Annotated in this window: 15 protein-coding genes; all 15 read left to right on the top strand. The window is 28.0% G+C overall.

Features of this window, described 5'->3' with window-relative positions:
• Nucleotides 1–13: 13 nt before the first annotated feature.
• The gene (tuf, locus tag SCORR_RS04890; protein ID WP_094049719.1) at nucleotides 14–1,201 is read left to right on the top strand and encodes an elongation factor Tu; all 1,188 of its coding nucleotides are present in this window, start codon (nucleotides 14–16) and stop codon (nucleotides 1,199–1,201) included.
• Nucleotides 1,202–1,328: 127 nt separating this feature from the next.
• Nucleotides 1,329–1,940 carry a GIY-YIG nuclease family protein gene (locus SCORR_RS04885; RefSeq protein ID WP_094049716.1) on the top strand — a complete coding sequence of 204 codons (612 nt, stop codon included), beginning with the start codon at nucleotides 1,329–1,331 and terminating at the stop codon, nucleotides 1,938–1,940.
• Between the two features lie 15 nt (nucleotides 1,941–1,955).
• Nucleotides 1,956–3,290 (top strand): M17 family metallopeptidase, encoded by a 1,335-nt coding sequence (locus tag SCORR_RS04880; RefSeq protein ID WP_094049714.1) that lies wholly within the window; start codon nucleotides 1,956–1,958, stop codon nucleotides 3,288–3,290.
• 116 nt (nucleotides 3,291–3,406) lie between these two features.
• Nucleotides 3,407–3,973, top strand: a complete 567-nt coding sequence (locus SCORR_RS04875; RefSeq protein WP_094049712.1) for a hypothetical protein — start codon at nucleotides 3,407–3,409, stop codon at nucleotides 3,971–3,973.
• Between the two features lie 53 nt (nucleotides 3,974–4,026).
• Nucleotides 4,027–5,802 (top strand): oligoendopeptidase F, encoded by a 1,776-nt coding sequence (pepF, locus tag SCORR_RS04870; protein ID WP_094049710.1) that lies wholly within the window; start codon nucleotides 4,027–4,029, stop codon nucleotides 5,800–5,802.
• Between the two features lie 13 nt (nucleotides 5,803–5,815).
• Nucleotides 5,816–6,073, top strand: a complete 258-nt coding sequence (locus SCORR_RS04865; RefSeq protein WP_157705403.1) for a hypothetical protein — start codon at nucleotides 5,816–5,818, stop codon at nucleotides 6,071–6,073.
• A 9-nt stretch (nucleotides 6,074–6,082) separates the two neighbouring features.
• The gene (gene alaS, locus SCORR_RS04860; RefSeq protein ID WP_094049706.1) at nucleotides 6,083–8,761 is read left to right on the top strand and encodes an alanine--tRNA ligase; all 2,679 of its coding nucleotides are present in this window, start codon (nucleotides 6,083–6,085) and stop codon (nucleotides 8,759–8,761) included.
• 169 nt (nucleotides 8,762–8,930) lie between these two features.
• Nucleotides 8,931–13,385, top strand: a complete 4,455-nt coding sequence (locus SCORR_RS04855) for an ABC transporter permease (RefSeq protein WP_094049704.1) — start codon at nucleotides 8,931–8,933, stop codon at nucleotides 13,383–13,385.
• 183 nt (nucleotides 13,386–13,568) lie between these two features.
• Nucleotides 13,569–13,877 carry a 30S ribosomal protein S10 gene (rpsJ, locus tag SCORR_RS04850; RefSeq protein ID WP_094049702.1) on the top strand — a complete coding sequence of 103 codons (309 nt, stop codon included), beginning with the start codon at nucleotides 13,569–13,571 and terminating at the stop codon, nucleotides 13,875–13,877.
• A gap of 45 nt (nucleotides 13,878–13,922) precedes the next feature.
• Nucleotides 13,923–14,624, top strand: coding sequence for a 50S ribosomal protein L3 (gene rplC, locus SCORR_RS04845; protein ID WP_094049700.1), 702 nt, complete (start codon nucleotides 13,923–13,925; stop codon nucleotides 14,622–14,624).
• A 17-nt stretch (nucleotides 14,625–14,641) separates the two neighbouring features.
• Nucleotides 14,642–15,268: a 50S ribosomal protein L4 gene (rplD, locus tag SCORR_RS04840; RefSeq protein WP_094049698.1), complete on the top strand. Its 627-nt coding sequence runs from the start codon at nucleotides 14,642–14,644 to the stop codon at nucleotides 15,266–15,268.
• Nucleotides 15,268–15,552, top strand: a complete 285-nt coding sequence (gene rplW, locus SCORR_RS04835; RefSeq protein WP_094049696.1) for a 50S ribosomal protein L23 — start codon at nucleotides 15,268–15,270, stop codon at nucleotides 15,550–15,552. The genes rplD and rplW overlap by 1 nt, the downstream gene beginning before the upstream one ends.
• Before the next feature lie 45 nt (nucleotides 15,553–15,597).
• The gene (gene rplB / locus SCORR_RS04830) at nucleotides 15,598–16,440 is read left to right on the top strand and encodes a 50S ribosomal protein L2 (protein ID WP_094049691.1); all 843 of its coding nucleotides are present in this window, start codon (nucleotides 15,598–15,600) and stop codon (nucleotides 16,438–16,440) included.
• Nucleotides 16,441–16,453: 13 nt separating this feature from the next.
• Complete coding sequence (gene rpsS, locus SCORR_RS04825; RefSeq protein WP_094049687.1) at nucleotides 16,454–16,723, top strand: 30S ribosomal protein S19; 270 nt, start codon at nucleotides 16,454–16,456, stop codon at nucleotides 16,721–16,723.
• Nucleotides 16,724–16,742: 19 nt separating this feature from the next.
• The gene (rplV, locus tag SCORR_RS04820; protein WP_094049685.1) at nucleotides 16,743–17,078 is read left to right on the top strand and encodes a 50S ribosomal protein L22; all 336 of its coding nucleotides are present in this window, start codon (nucleotides 16,743–16,745) and stop codon (nucleotides 17,076–17,078) included.

Here is a 17,078-nt window from a genome sequence, read left to right as displayed (position 1 = left end):
AGGAATTAAGATTATGGCAAAAGAAGCATTCGACCGTAGTTTACCTCACGTTAATATTGGGACAATAGGTCACGTTGACCACGGTAAAACTACTTTAACTGCTGCAATTACTAAAGTATTAGCAGCAAAAGGTGGAGCTGAGTTTAAAGACTATGCAAATATAGACAACGCACCAGAAGAAAGAGAACGTGGTATTACAATTAATACATCACACGTTGAATATAAAACAGATAAAAGACACTACGCTCACGTGGACTGTCCAGGTCATGCCGATTATGTTAAAAACATGATTACAGGAGCTGCACAAATGGATGGAGCTATCTTAGTTGTTGCTGCAACTGATGGACCAATGCCTCAAACAAGAGAACATATCTTACTATCAAGACAAGTTGGAGTACCAGCAATCGTTGTGTTTTTAAATAAATGTGACATGGTTGATGATCAAGAATTGATCGAACTTGTTGAAATGGAAGTTAGAGAGTTATTAAGTCAATATGATTTTGATGGAGATGGAGCACCAGTTATTTATGGTTCTGCCTTAGGAGCTTTAAATGGTGATGCAAAATGAGTTGAAAAAGTTGAAGAACTAATGAACTCAGTTGATGAATACATCCCAACACCAACTCGTGATAAAGAAAAAACTTTCTTAATGCCTGTTGAAGACGTATTCACAATTACAGGACGTGGAACTGTTGCAACTGGTAGAGTTGAAAGAGGAGTTATCAAAACTAACGATGAAGTTGAAATTGTTGGTTTAGTTGAAGAAAGAAAAAAAGTAGTTGTTACTGGACTAGAAATGTTTAGAAAATTACTTGACTATGCTGAAGCTGGAGATAACGTTGGAGCTCTTTTAAGAGGTGTTGATAGAAGTAATATTGAACGTGGACAAGTTCTTGCAAAACCAGGAACTATTAATCCACACACAAGATTATTAGCATCAGTATATGCATTGACACAAGAAGAAGGTGGACGTCACAAACCATTCTTTAATAAATATAGACCACAATTCTATTTCCGTACAACAGACGTTACTGGAGAAGTTCACTTACCACAAGGAACAGACATGGTTATGCCTGGTGATAACGTTGAACTAACAATTGAGTTAATTAAACCAATTGCTGTTGAACAAGGAACAAAATTCTCAATTAGAGAAGGTGGAAGAACAATTGGTGCTGGTACTGTAACTGGTATTGAAAAATAATAATATAATTAAAAAACTTTATTCGTAAAGTTTTTTTAATTTAAAATTAATTATTAAAGTAAAGATACCAAAAGTTATTTAAAGATATATAATTTTTATAAATACACATTAATATAAGAGGAAACTTATGCAACCAACTGAAAAATTTAAAATAGTTTATGATATTAAAACAAAAATAATAAACGATTATAAATTAATTGAAGATATTTATATGAATAAACTAGTAAATTATTTTAAGGATACAAAAATTAAGATAGACATTAGTTGTATAAAAAAACAAAGAGTAATCCTTTCTGGTGTGTATTTAATGTATTGTGAAATTGATAATAGTATTATATTTAGCTATGTTGGTGAGTCGATAGATTTATTCAAAAGGTTTAAACAACATATTCAAGGTCTTAACTCAAATAAAAAAAAATACCGTATAATGAGTAAACTTGGAGCAACAGAAAGTAATATTAAATTTCTAATTTTAAGTTTGGAAAAGGACCAAAGTAAAAGATTATTTTTAGAGACTTATTATATTTATATACTAAGATCAAAAAGATACAACATGAACACAAAATTAGTATCAAAAAGAGCAAAGTGTAGTAATAATCACGGTAATATGTACTCAAGATTAAATAATTTACAAAAAGCTAAATTCAGACTTAGTATATATATAAAATGTAGAAATAAATTATGTAAAGAAGTAATTAATATAAGTCATAACAAAGAATTACTTTATAATAGAATATAAAGAAGGAGAAAATTTATGATAACAATAAATGATAAAAATTTAGAATTAACATTAAAAGCGGTTAATTCAAAGTACAACTTAAATAGTCTTGTTATAAAAGAACATGGAGTAAGTACTTTAATTGAAAGTGAAAAAACAATTTATATGTTTTTGAAGGATGATTGTTGTTTAAAAAACCTTGTTAAGGTTTTGATACCATTTTTTAAAACTAATAAATATGATATTAATATTGATGTAAACTCATTCGTTAGTCTATTTAAAGACGCAAATAAAGCTTTCAAAGCTGTCGTAGAAACAACATTATTTGAAACACACAAACAGTTCTCAATGAAAAAAGAAGAATGTAAATGTAAGAACTATAATTTTGTATTTGATTCAAAATTCAAAGATTTATATGAAGAATCTTCAATTAAACTAGAGTATATGAACTTTGCGCGTGATTTACAAGATTTACCACCAAACGTTGGTACTTCTGTTGAACTTGCAAAAAGAATTGAAGCAAAGGCAAATGAGTTAGGGAATGTTAAAATAACAATCTTTGATAAAAAACAAATTGAAGAAATGAAAATGGGCTTATTACTAGCTGTAAATAAAGGTTCTTATGTAGACCCTAGAGTTGTTGTCTTGGAATACAATGGAGACCCAAGCGCTAAAAAAATTGCCTTAGTTGGTAAAGGTATAACATTTGATTCAGGGGGTTATAATTTAAAACCTTCTAACTATTTAGATGATATGAAATTTGATATGTCTGGAGCCGCAATTACTTTATCAACAGTAATGGCTTTAGCTAAAAGAAAAGCTAAATGTAATGTAGTTGCAGTTGGAATGTTTACAGATAACAGAATTGGTGGGAATGCAACATTAACAGAATCAGTTGTTGCTTCAATGAATGGAATGACTGTTGAAATAAATAATACGGATGCAGAAGGAAGATTGGTTTTAGCTGATGGTATAACATATGCAGTAAGAAATCAAAAGGCCGAAAGAGTTATTACAGTTGCAACTTTAACTGGTGCAATAGTAATTGCTTTAGGTAAATGGTTTACTGGTGCATTTAGTAAGTCGGATAGTTTTTATGATGATTTTTACAAAGCGTCAACGGAGTCAATGGAACCAATTTGAAGACAACCTTTAATTTGTGATCATCTTGAAGCAATGAAATGCTCAAAAATAGCTGATATTACAAACTCTGAACCAGGAAGAGAAGCAGGTTCATCAACAGCCGCAGCTTTCTTAGAATCATTCTCAGAAGGTAAGGAGTATTTACACCTTGATATTGCAGCAACAGCAGACCACGAACATAGAGGAAGAGCTCCAATGTTAAAAACAATGTTTGAACTTTTAAAATAGTAGTTAAAGAAACTTCATCTTCAAGAGTATGAAGTTTTTTTTATATTCCTTAAATAATATTAATAAAAACTTAATTAATTTGTATAATAATTTTAATTATAAATATGAGGATTAATATGAAAAAGATTCTAAAATTTCTGTCATTAACATTGCTTTCAACTTCATTATTAACCACTACATCTAATGTTGTTGGTTGTACTAAAGTTTTTAACTTAAGAAGTGGCAAAACTACCAAAGATGTTCGTGAATTAATAACAAGTAACGTACTAGCGTTAGTTCCTTTGTATAATGAACCAGTTAAAATGACTACGTCACGACTTGCTAAAACTTACGAAGACACTCAGGAAGTTAATGAAGCCGGAATAAAAGCTAACAAATTAAATGGAACATACCTAAAATTTCTAGATGAAAAAATAGAAAATGGGGCAAATCCAATATCTATTGCTGCAAGACAAATATTCACTGGGTTAGATGATTATGTATATATCGAAGAAGACACTGAAACTATACATATAACTAGTTCTTATATTTTTTCTATAAGAGGGGTCGTAAGAGAAAAAGAATTTACACTATTTCTTTCAAGTGTAGTTACTAAATATTTTAAAGAAAGTAAAACAACCGATATTATTTATAATCAAGTTTATGAAAAGTTATACCCAATCAAAAAATTAAAAGCTTTATAAAGTTATAATAATATTTTCTTATAAATCTAGAAGTATTCTTTTATAATAATGATATGAAAAGAAATAACGCAAGTATAAAATACAAATGAGATTTTACTAATATATATAAAAATATTGGAGAATGGAAAGAAGATTCTAAAAAATTATTAGAATTATCTAAAGAAATTTATAAACTACAAGGGAAACTTGGACAAGAAAATAACTTATTAAAGTTAATTAGCGTTGAAGAAGGTATGGACGAAATTGATGCAAAACTTACCAGGTATCTTCACCTTTCAGACTTGGACAAGACTGATGAATCATTGCAAGAATTAAGTACTATATATTCAAACATATCACAAGAAGTTGACGTTATGACAAGTTTTGTAGTACCCGAAATTTTATCTTTGGATGAGAATAATGTTCTAACAACTTTAGAAAATAATAACTTACAAAGATACGTTAAAGGTTATAAAGATTTATTTGAAAGTAAAAAACATCATCTAAAAAAGGAACAAGAAGAACTTATATCTAAAATTGAACAAAGTAGATCGAATTATATTGATATATATGAAACTTTGACATATGCAGATGTTAGTGAAGAAAAAATACTTTATCAAGAGAAAGAATATATTTTAAATACATCAACATTTAGAGATGTTATGCAGAATTCAGACCCTATTAAAGATCAACAATTTCGTCAGGATTATGTAAATAAATACTTTGAAAAGTATGCAAAAAATAAACATACCTACGCAAAAATTTATGAAAGTATTTTAACCAAAGATAAAGAAGATTATATATTAAGAAATTATAGTTCGGCGATTAATATGCATTTAGAGTCTGATAAAGTTTCTGAATCGATTTATACAAAGTTATTAAAAGCAGGTAAAACTCATATCGCTACATTAAAAAAATATTTTAACCTTGTTAAACAGACACATGGCTTAAAAGAAATGTTCTCAACAGATAAAGAATTAAAACTTACAAATGTTGATGCTACTAAATATTCTGTCCAAGAAGGTATAAATATAGTTAAAGAAGCATTATCGTTACTAGGAGATGAATATAAAAATAATTTAGATGTAGCATTTAAGGATAATATGATAGATTATTATGAGGACGTTAATAAAGTTAGTGGTGCTTATTCATCAGGTGATTATAAGTTAGACCCAATAATTTTAATGAATTGAGATAATCAGTTTTCATCTCTAAATACATTAGCTCACGAAATCGGTCACTCAGTACATACAATATTTTCAACAAAGGCTCAACCATACCCCTTAAATAACTATCCAATAATTTTAGCTGAAGTGGCATCAATATTTAACGAACATATTCTATTTGAATTTATGATAAATAAAACTAAGGATAATAATGAAAAAATATCATTAATTCAACAAAGGGTATTTGATATAGTCTCTACTTTCTACAGACAAATACAGTTTGCTAAGTTTGAACATACTGCTCATACAATGATAGCCAATGGTGAACCACTTAGTGCATCAAAATTAGAGTCAATTTATAAAGACATTGAAAATGAGTATGGGTATGATTTATTTGATAACAAAGAAAGAAAAACATTCTTTTGGTCTCAAATATCACACTTCTTTTACTCACCATATTATGTTTATAAATATGCAATAGATATAGTCGCAAGTTTCAAGTTATATGAAGATTTTAAGAATAATAAAAAAGAAAATATTATAAGTTTTCTTAAATTAGGAGGGTCCTTAGATCCTTTAGATGCCTTAAAACAAGTTGGAGTAGATTTTGAAGATGATAATGTATATTTACCATTAGTTAATGAAGTGGATAGATTATTAAATTTATTACATGAATTGTTATAAAGGAGAATTTATTTTGGATAAGATAGAACTTGATAAAATAGCAGAAAATGCTTGAAGCAATGCACTAGAGTGTCAATGTGGTGCGACTGAGGATAAGTTTGATATACATAGAATATGTATAGTATGTAACGAAACAATTAATTATAATAAACATTATTCATGTGACTCTTCTAATGAGGCGTGAAATATAAAATTTTATAACAATGAATTTTTTAATAAAAATAAGTTTAGTGGCATAACACTTGCTGTTCATTGTAAGTGTTCAATATAAGGGAGAACTATGAAAAAATTATCAACTAATGAAATAAGAGATACTTGAATTAAATTTTTTAAAAAAAAAGAACATCATTTTTTAGAACCAGTTAGCTTGGTACCTATTAATGATCCAAGTTTATTATGGATAAATTCTGGAGTCGCAACACTAAAACCTTATTTTGACGGAAGGTTAGTTCCGCCATCTCCAAGATTAACTAATTCACAAAAATCTATACGTACTAATGACATAGAAAATGTTGGTATTACAGCGCGTCATCAAACAATGTTTGAAATGCTGGGTAACTTTTCTATTGGAGATTATTTCAAAAAGGAAGCAATTTCATTTGCGTGAGAATTATTAACTTCTGATAAATGATTTGGAATCGATAAGGAACTTTTGTATATTACTGTATATGAAGATGATCAAGAGGCATTTGATATATGATCAAATATAATTAAAGTTAAGCCTGACCATATATTCAAAGGAAGTCGCGATACAAACTTCTGAGATGTTGGACAAGGCCCTTGTGGACCAAATACTGAAATTTTTTTTGACAGAGGGGAATATTGAGATAAAGATAAGTTAGGGACAAAATTACTAAAAGAAGATTTAGAAAATGATAGATACATTGAAATCTGAAATATTGTTTTTTCTCAATATAATAATGATGGTAATAATAATTACAATGATTTACCAAGAAAAAATATTGATACAGGTGCAGGTTTAGAAAGACTAGCATCTATTTTCCAAAATACACCCACAAATTTTGAAACAGATTTATTCTTACCTACAATTAAAGAATTAGAAGTATTGTGTTCAAATAAACATAATTATGTATATGAAGATTATCAAAATATTAAGTTAAATCAGCAAAAAATAAACACTGCATTTAAGGTAATTGCAGACCATATTAGGGCTGTTGTTTTTGCAGTTAGTGATGGTGTATTCCCAAGTAACAAAGATAGAGGTTACATTATCCGTAGATTAATAAGAAGAAGTTCTGTATACGGAAGAAAACTTGGTATAAATGAAGCCTTCTTGTATAAATTAGTAGATAAAGTTATTGATAGTATGAGTTATTTTTATCCATATATTGTAGAAAAAGAAAGTCTAGTAAAAGAAGTTATCATAGATGAAGAACAAAAGTTCTTAAAAACACTAAACAAAGGTTTTGATTTATTAGAATCAATTATAAAAAACAAAAAATTTGTAAGTGCTGCAGATGCACTACTTTTATTTGAGTCATATGGTTTTCCAATAGAATTAACTTCAGAGTTAGCTAATGAATATAATGTAACTGTTGAATTAGAAAAGTATTATGAGTTGCTTGAAAATGTAAAAGAACTTTCAAGGAGTGCTAGAAAAAATGATAAAGTTTGAAATAAGCAATCTCCAATCCTTACTTCTCTAAATGTAACTTCAGAATTTGTCGGATATGATTTAGAAGAATGTGATGTAGTCTTAAATTATATGTTTTGAGATGATAAACCACTTGATGAAGTAGAAAATCAAACGGTATATGCTATTTTTAATAAAACCCCTTTTTATGCTGAAAAAGGAGGTCAAGCAGCTGATAATGGGTATGTAATTGATGAATATAATAACTCGTACAAGGTCATTGATGTACAACAAGGCCCAAATAAACAAAATATTCATAAGATTATTTTTACAAACAAAGTAAGAGTTGGACAAAAATTTCACGCAATAATTGATAAAGATAAAAGATATTTTACTTTAAAAAATCACTCAGGGACACATATATTACAGGCTTCTATTCAAGAAGTACTAGGTAGAGAAGCTATTCAAAATGGAAGTTATAACGATGAAGAAGGTTTTAGAATTGATATTTCATATAAAAGACCTCCAACTAGAGAAGAATTAAAGCAAATACATCAAGTTGTTGAAAGAGAAATAAAAAATGATTTACCAAGAGAAACTATTTATTGTAGTTTAAAAGAGGCTCTTGATAAGTATAATGCACTTGCATTATTCACTGAAAAGTATGATGAAATTGTCAGGGTTATAAAGTTCGGTACTTTCTCGTGTGAATTATGTGGTGGAACACATGTTAATTCAACAAAAGAAATAGAGGATTTATTAATAACTAATGTCGATTCTAAAGGTAGTGGTTTATATAGATATAGTGCTCTAACAAGTCACTCAGCAATTAATAATTACTTAAATAAACTATATGATACTTATAAAGTTGAAATATTAAATATTACTAACAAACTAGAACAAATTAAAGAAAAACTAAGCATAAATAAAATAGATAGTCTTATTAATAGTTTTAATGAGTTTGTAATCAACAAGTATAATATTGAAGATCTTAAAATTTTAATAAATGATATTAAAGAAGAATTCAGAGATTTACAAAAGAAATTTAGAGATATTAGCGTTGAAGAAAAGGTGAGCAAATACAAAGAAGTATCACCAATAAGCAAAGATGGGTACAACGAAATAATACTTGAAGTAAATGACCTAGATGATTATGAAACTAAAACTCTAATGGACATATTACAAAATAAATATGAAAATTTAGTTATTCATATCGTGAATGTTGCTAAAATGACATATTATGTTTCGGTTTCTAAAACACTAACAGAAAAATATAGTGCAATTAATATTTTTAAATCAGTCAAAACCCATACATTAAAAGGTGGAGGAAATAACTTATTAGCACAAGGGAAAATTATTTCTTAATACAACTAAGGTTGTATTTTTTATTAATATTTATAAAAAAACTTTTGTTTTAAATCTATTTTTAATTAAAAATAATACTATATATTTGTTTTAATATGTAGATTTTTCTTCTCATATTAATTATAATTGTATTGCATTAAAAATGTATATTAAGAAAAAGGAAGTGCCTATGCTTTTATTTAAAAATGGTATAAAGCAACTGTTTAAAGATTGACTACAGTTTATAATTTATCTAACTTTAATAAGTATTGGTGTAATTTTTACATCTGCCTTTGGAGTTGTTTCTTCAAACTTGGTTCGTACAAATAATAATGTATCTAAGAATTTCCAAGGTTATGATTATAGTTATAAATATACATCAAGTTCATATAGTTCAAACGACACTCAAACAATTTCTCCCTTATTTGCATTTAGCAATGATTATGTATCTTATGATAAAATAAGCTTTCCAACAATAACTATTGGAGGAGAAGACTCAGTATTATTAAGCTTCAATTTTAGTGGTACTGTTAATAAAGATGGAAAATCAAGTTATAGCTCTTATATTTATTATTTTCAAGATGATTCTAGTGATAATCTATTACTAAACTTTGGTTTTGGTGATACAGAAGGATATAAAAAAGATGATAATGTTAAAACTTATAGTTATACCCCATTATCAAGTGAGTCTGTCTTTAACTATACAGAAGATAAAAAAATTGATATAGTAAAATCAAAGGCATTTGGTAGATTTTATAGATTTAATGAAAAATCAAAAGCATTTCAAAGTTCAATGATTGGACAAGTATATAAAAAAAATAATGATTTTAAAGATGAAGTGTTGAATGCAAGTCAAAAAAAAGCTGCTTTAGACATTTATAACTACATGTTTTATTTGAATAATTCCTCTTTCACAGCTTCAATAAAAAATTTCTTACTTAACAATATAATTAAAGATAACTTAAATGATGAAAAATTAGCAGATAAAGTAAATCAATTTGTTAATTATTCTAATAATAGTAGTGAACAAGGTTATAATTCTATTGAAGATTTTAAAAAAAATGGATATAAAGGCAGAATAGGAAATTTATATAAAAGTTCTGAAGGTGTTTATAAATATTTTATTATCGATGATGAATCTACTTCGATAAATAATAATTATAATTCAATTTCTAATAAATTATGAGATTCTAATAATATTAAAAATTATGGTAGTTATTTATTAAAAAATTATGAATCTGAGGCTTTATTTAAAACTGGTAATAGTCCAACCCAATATTTCTTAGACAAAAATACTTTCCTAAGAGCTAAAGATTTATTTAATTCGTATTATGATATCCTATCAGATCTAACTAATTTTAATATTACTTATACCAATGAAGTTGTTATGTGAGATTCAAAAGGTAAATATAGATTTATATCTGCATTTACAGATTATACTGATGATAATACTAAACAACACGGTTATAAATTTAATAATGATAATTTATATACAGTTTATGAAGGTAATGATAAGTCAGAAAGTTATTTTACTAAAAGATCTTTTATGACTACCTATGGTTATTATAAAAACAATAGTTTACAACTTGGTAAGGAATATAGTGTTATTCCACAAGGATCGTTTAACGCTGGTGAGGATTCTGCTGCACAATCAAAATTAAAATTAGATGCTGTCGGAGTAGATGCATTAAATATATATCCAACAATTTATGATGAAGATATTTTAGCAAACCAAGTTAATGACGCGATTTTTTATATAAATACTCAATTATTCAAAGATTTTTTTAACTCATCAGAATCTGATGAAGATAGCAAAATTAGTAATAATAAATTTCAAGACGTTTCAAAAGCATATTTAAAACATAATGGTGATAATAAATCAATGGAATATGATATTAATTTATTTAGATTATATGCTGCTGATAATGTTATTAATCTTAAAGAAGTATCACAACAAATCAACAACTTCTCTTCTACAAATAGTGGTTTAAATTCAGATTATGATTATAGCTTATTAACTAGATTGAACCCAAAAGCATTCAAAGATACAAAAGTATTTAATATGAGAAGTGGATTCTTTGGACAAGCATCAAAAGTATTTCTATTAATCTCGTTTATATTCTGTGTCATTTTATTATCAGTAATTTTATTTATTACTTATAATTTAACTAAAAAGTTTTTAACTTCACAAAGAGGTCAAATAGGAAATCTTAAAGCTTTAGGTGTTAGAAAAACAAAAATTATTATCAACTTTATTTTATATTTAAGCTTACCAATAATAATAATGGTTCCTATTGGATGAGGGTTAAGTATTGCCTTAGAAAAACCTTTACTAAATATATTTGGAATATATTTTAACATTCCTATAGTTACTATTATTGATTGAAAGTTTTTATTAGTAGAATGATTAATATTTGCAATTTTAGCTATATTCTTAATATGATTTATTTCTTATAGAACTGTTAAGAAAAATCCACTTATCTTAATGCAACCAAGTAAAGGTAATAAACCTAATTTATCACTTACTAAGTTCTTTAACAAGTTATCGTTTACTAAATTTACTAATAAAATTAGAGGATCATTAATTGCACTATCATTAAAAGACCTCATTATATTTTCATTTGTAATATTTGTAAGTACGATGATTTTAACCATCTCCGCTTCTATTCCTAATGCTTTATCAACAATGTCGAAAGAGTACTATAATGCAATTAATTACAATAATGATTATTCATATACTGATATTGTTACAAATAATCCATTTACTAAGTATAACTGGCGTGAAACTAATGGTGACAATGCCAAATTCAACAATGAAAACTCATTATTTTCTTCATATATGAAAAATACAGATGGAAAGTATTTAAATTTATTTAGTAACGAAGGATGAAGCAAAAATGCAAGTGACTACAGTAACTTTTTTGAGAGCATTATTAAATATAAGGCTCTTGGTCTAAACGGTTATTTATTATCCACTGGGAACATGAAACAAATAATTGACACTTCATTACAGGTAAGTAAAAATAACAAAGGACCAAGTACGCAAATTAAAAATATTGCTTGTAGTATATTGCCTTCATTATTTAATCAACCACCAATTGAAGGTGCTGAATATGATGAATGTGTAAAATCAATGACAAATAACATCATTCCAACAACAATAAAACAACGTTGAGAAAATGATGTAAACTCATTTTTAAACTTTAGTTTTAACTTTAATATTATTTCGTATAATCAAAATGAAGATGAGATATATACAAATATTAAAGCAACCGATGAAAAACACAATGATTTGAAAATATATGGATTAAACGAGTATACCAAAGTAAAAAATATTAATCTAACTGATAGAAGTGTTTTATACACAAATAACGATGATATTAATGTATCAATCAATGAAACATTGAAACTTAAAGGTTATAACGTAGGAGATAAAATTAATCTTAAGTTCGATGTCCAAAACCTTGGTTATGTTAATAATAATAATGAAGTTGCAGATGATAATAACTTTGTGTGACAATATGACGGTGAAGACATAGATGTAAATGAATTGGATTTAGGTCATTTTGCCTCTTACCCTGTAGAAGACTCGAATAAGCCTACAAATACGTTATATTATCTTGAAAATGGTGAATATAAACAGTATAAAGATATTAATAAAATATCACTAAAAATAAAAGATGTAAGTATACTAAATCAAACCTTATTAAATGATACAAATAATGATTATAAAGAAGTCTCAGGTAATGAATTAAAACCATCATCTGGTGAGTTTAAATTTAATCCTTTTGATATTAGACATTATGAGAATGGTAAACCACAAGACATAAACATCTCGGATCTTATTTCAGGAACTAATAGTTGATGAAACATTGCTCTTGAAAAAGGATTATTCAAAACCAACTTAGTACAAAAGTCATTTCAAGGTAATATTGTAAAGGTAGAAAAAGTTTACGATAGTCCAAAAATATATATGGACCAAGTTAAATTGAATAAAATTATAGGATTTAGAAAATATGACTCATCTGTTAAATTTAATGATAATAAGAGTGTAAATATCTGAAGTAATGCAAAAATGAGCTCTAATCCAGAACCTACTGATAAGTACGATAGAGCAATAGTTAAATTTAAAAACTGAAATAATACAACCAATAATGCTAATAAATATATGAGTGATGCCATTGGATTCACTGACTATATTTCTCTCAAAAAATTAGCAACATCAAATCTTATTACCTCGGTTGCAAGCATATCTGTTGTATTTATTACCATTTCTATGATAGTGGGAATAATAATTATCTATGTAATTACAGATTTATTTGTCGGTAAGTACAAAAGCTTCATGAATTATATGAGGGTTCAAGGTTATTCTATAAAAGAAATAAATTCAATTATTATTTGAATATTCTTGCCTCTAACGTTCATCTTCTCATTATTAGCTATAGGTACAACTATGGGTCTATTACTTGGATTAGTCCCTAAAATGTTACTATCACTTGAAATAGCAATACCATTAATGATTGAATGATATGTTTATGTATCTATATTCTTTGTCTCAGTCGCAATTTTTTCAACTGCATACTTGATTATTATTAAATCATTATTTAGAGTTAAATTAGCTTCGTTAACTGGGGCAGCTAATTAAAAACTTATTTTAGAGAGACCTTCTTATAATAGAAGGTTTTTTATTTTCAAGCTCAAAAACTTATTTTTTTGTATAAAATACTTGAATTGGTACATTTAATATGTAATAATCAAAAAGCATGTATATTTTGTGTTCAAAATAGACAACACACTGAGAAAAGTTGTTAGATACTTAGGAGGAAAAATGGCCCAACAGAAAATTAAAATTAAGTTAAAAGGGTATGATCACGCAATTATTGATCAATCAATTGCAAAAATTATTGAGGTTGCAGAATCAACTGGAGCACAAGTTCGTGGTCCAATACCTTTACCAACAGAAAAACAAATCATTACAATTTTAAGAGCTACTCACAAATACAAAGATAGTAGAGAACAATTTGAAATGAGAACACATAAAAGAATACTAGAAATTGTTGAACCTACACCAAAAACTATGGACTCATTAACAAGAGTGCAATTACCAACAGGTGTAAATATAGAAATAAAACTATAGGCATAACAAGGTATACATGATAAAAATTCAGGAGGAAATATCAACATGAAAGGAATCTTAGGACGTAAGTTAGAAATGACACAAATTTTTAGCGAAAGTGGTAAGTTAATCCCTGTAACTGTTATTGAAGTAGAACCAAATGTTGTTTTACAAGCTAAAACAGTCGAAAAAGATGGGTATAAAGCACTTAAGCTAGCATGTGTTAAAAAGAGAGCTAACTTATTAAACAAACCAGACATGGGTCAATTTAAAAAAATTAACTCAGAACCTAAGCGCTTCGTTAAAGAAATTCGAGATATGGACGGATATGAAATTGGTTCACAAGTAAAGATAGAAGATTTATTTACTTCAGGTCAGTTTGTGGACGTTACAGGTATATCTAAAGGTAAAGGATTTGCGGGTGCTATCAAAAGACATAACTATGCAAGAGGACCAATGGGACACGGATCAGGTTATCACCGTGGGATTGGGTCTATGGGAGCTATTATTAATAGAATATTCAAATCTAAAAAAATGGCTGGACATTTAGGACACGAGCAAGTTACAATCCAAAATTTAGAAATAATAAAAATTGATACAGATAAAAATGTTGTTTTAGTTAAAGGTTCAGTACCAGGGCCAAGAAAAAGTTTTGTTGTGATAAGAGAAAATGCAAAAGGTAAAAAAGCAGCAGAGGCTTCAGTGTTACTAAATAGACAATCATCTAATAGTTCACCAAAAAAAGAAGCTGACGAAGTTATTGCCTAATAAAGGAGTAAGTTATTATGAAAGCAAAAGTATTAGATATTAAAGGTGCTTCAGTAAAAGACATTAACTTAAATGATAGTGTTTGAGCTATTGAACCTCACAATCAAGCCTTATATGACACATTGATCTCACAACAAGCAGCATTAAGACAAGGTACTAAAAAAACTAAAACAAGAGCAGAAGTAAGTGGTGGAGGAAGAAAACCTTGAAGACAAAAAGGTACAGGACGTGCCCGTCAAGGTTCAATTAGAGCACCTCAATGAAGAGGTGGGGGAATAGTATTTGGTCCATCACCAAATGTTAACTATAAAAAAGCAGTTAATAAAAAAATTAGAAGATTAGCTATTAAAAGTGCTCTAAGTATTAAAGCAAAAGAAAATAACTTAATTATTCTAGATAAATTTAGCTTCGAGAAACCTTCAACTAAAGGAATGATAGAAGTAATGACAAATTTAAAAGCAGTGAACGAAAAAACATTAATTGTTACAAGAGAACACGAAGATGTAGTTGTTAGATCTGCTGGGAACCTACAAGGCGTAAAAACATTAGATTTTCAAAAAATGAACTTGTTTGATTTATTAAATGCAACTAAGTTGTTGGTTACAGAAGAAGCTGTAAACAAAATTGAGGAGGTGTATGCATAATGCACTTAACAGAAGTAATTAAAAAACCTTTGTTAACAGAAAAAACATACATTGGTCATTCAAATAACTCATATACATTTGTAGTTGATAAAAGAGCAAACAAAACTCAAATTAAAAAAACATTTGAAGAAATATTCAATGTTAAAGTTGAAACAGTAAGAACCATGAATTATGATGGAAAAGATAAAAGAATGGGTAAATATGCTGGTAAGACTGCTTCATATAAAAAAGCAATAATTGTTTTAAAAGATGGAGAAAAATTAGATATATTAAACGAAGAATAATAGAAGTTATTTTATTAAAGATTCGGCGATAAAAGGAGGATAATTATGCCAATCAAAAAGTATAAGCCAACGACTAACGGTCGTAGAAATATGACAAGCTTAGATTATAGTATCCTTACAACTTCAAAGCCTGAAAGTTCATTACTTTCAAAACTTAATGAAAAGGCAGGAAGAAATAACCAGGGTCACATTACTACTCGCCATAAAGGTGGAGGGCACAAAAGAAAGTATCGTATAATTGATTTTAAAAGAAACAAACTTGATATTGTAGGAAAAATTAAGACAATTGAATATGATCCTAACAGAAACACATTCATTTGTCTTGTTAGTTACATTGATGGTGAAAAAAGATATGTATTATATGCTAAAGGGATGAAAGTAGGACAAGAAATTATTTCATCAATTAATGCAGATATAAAGTTAGGTAATGCAGCTCCACTTAAAAATATACCTGAAGGAACATTGGTTCATAACGTTGAATTAAAACCTGGTAAAGGTGGACAAATTGCAAGAAGTGCTGGAAGTAAAGTTCAAATACTTGGTAAAGATGAAAACGGAAAATACGTAACATTAAAACTAGGTTCAGGTGAAGTTAGAAAAGTGTTAGCTGAATGTTTCGCCACAATTGGTGAAGTAGGAAATGAAGAATATAACTTAGTTAACTGAGGTAAAGCTGGAAGAAACCGTTGAAGAGGAATTAGACCAACAGTACGTGGTTCTGTTATGAACCCAAATGATCACCCACATGGGGGAGGGGAAGGTAAAGCGCCAATTGGTAGAAAAGCTCCTTTAACTCCTTGAGGTAAAAAAGCATTGGGTGTAAAAACACGTGATAGTAAAAAAGCGTCAACAAAATTAATAATTAGAAGACGTAAAGAAAGCAAATAGGAGGGAATAGTATATGTCTAGATCATTAAAAAAAGGTCCATTCGCTGATAGTTACTTATTAAAAAAAGTAGAAGTGATGACCGGTAAAAAAGAAACTATTAAAACTTGATCACGTCGTTCAACTATTTTCCCAAGTTTTGTAGGTCACACATTCAGCGTTCACAACGGAAAAGAATTTATCACAGTTTATGTAACAGAAGATATGGTAGGTCATAAATTAGGAGAATTTGCACCAACACGTAAGTTTGGTGGACATGGTGATGACAAGAAAAAGAAAAAATAATCATTAAGAGGAGTTCAACATGGAAGCAAAAGCAAAATTAACGATGATTAGAATATCACCAAGAAAAGTTAGACTAGTAGCAGACTCTATCAGAAATAAAAAAATTGCAAACGCAATCGCTATTCTTCAAAATCAAGATAAAAGATCATCAGAACCAGTATTAAAATTATTAAATTCTGCAGTAGCAAATGCTGTTAATAATAACGGTATGGAAGCAGATAGGTTATTTGTTAAAACAATATTTGTTAACGAAGGACCAACATTAAAAAGATTTAGACCAAGAGCACACGGTAGAGCTTATGAAATTTTAAAAAGAACAAGTCACATAACTATAGTAGTTAGTGATGAGAACTAG

The organism is Spiroplasma corruscae (assembly GCF_002237575.1).
GTDB lineage: Bacteria > Bacillota_I > Bacilli_A > Mycoplasmatales > Mycoplasmataceae > Spiroplasma_A > Spiroplasma_A corruscae.
This window is presented reverse-complemented; position numbering and strand designations above follow the sequence as displayed.